Source organism: Faecalibacterium sp. An58 (assembly GCF_002161515.1).
GTDB lineage: Bacteria > Bacillota > Clostridia > Oscillospirales > Ruminococcaceae > Faecalibacterium > Faecalibacterium avium.
The window spans coordinates 1-700 of record NZ_NFHX01000077.1; the positions used below are offsets into that span (position 1 = coordinate 1).

General features: G+C 53.4%; 1 rRNA gene. It reads left to right on the forward strand.

Annotated elements, in window-relative coordinates:
- Window positions 1–700, forward strand: a 16S ribosomal RNA gene (locus B5G12_RS14215); the annotation flags it as partial.

The following is a 700-nucleotide window of genomic DNA, read 5'->3' on the forward strand; positions in this document are numbered from 1 at the left end:
ACGATCGGTAGCCGGACTGAGAGGTTGAACGGCCACATTGGGACTGAGACACGGCCCAGACTCCTACGGGAGGCAGCAGTGGGGAATATTGCACAATGGGGGAAACCCTGATGCAGCGACGCCGCGTGGAGGAAGAAGGTCTTCGGATTGTAAACTCCTGTTGTTGAGGAAGAAAAGGACGGTACTCAACAAGGAAGTGACGGCTAACTACGTGCCAGCAGCCGCGGTAAAACGTAGGTCACGAGCGTTGTCCGGAATTACTGGGTGTAAAGGGAGCGCAGGCGGGTAGACAAGTTGGGAGTGAAATGCATGGGCTCAACCCATGAACTGCTCTCAAAACTGTAGATCTTGAGTAGTGCAGAGGTAGGCGGAATTCCCGGTGTAGCGGTGGAATGCGTAGATATCGGGAGGAACACCAGTGGCGAAGGCGGCCTACTGGGCACCAACTGACGCTGAGGCTCGAAAGTGTGGGTAGCAAACAGGATTAGATACCCTGGTAGTCCACACCGTAAACGATGATTACTAGGTGTTGGAGGATAGACCCCTTCAGTGCCGCAGTTAACACAATAAGTAATCCACCTGGGGAGTACGACCGCAAGGTTGAAACTCAAAGGAATTGACGGGGGCCCGCACAAGCAGTGGAGTATGTGGTTTAATTCGACGCAACGCGAAGAACCTTACCAAGTCTTGACATCCTCTG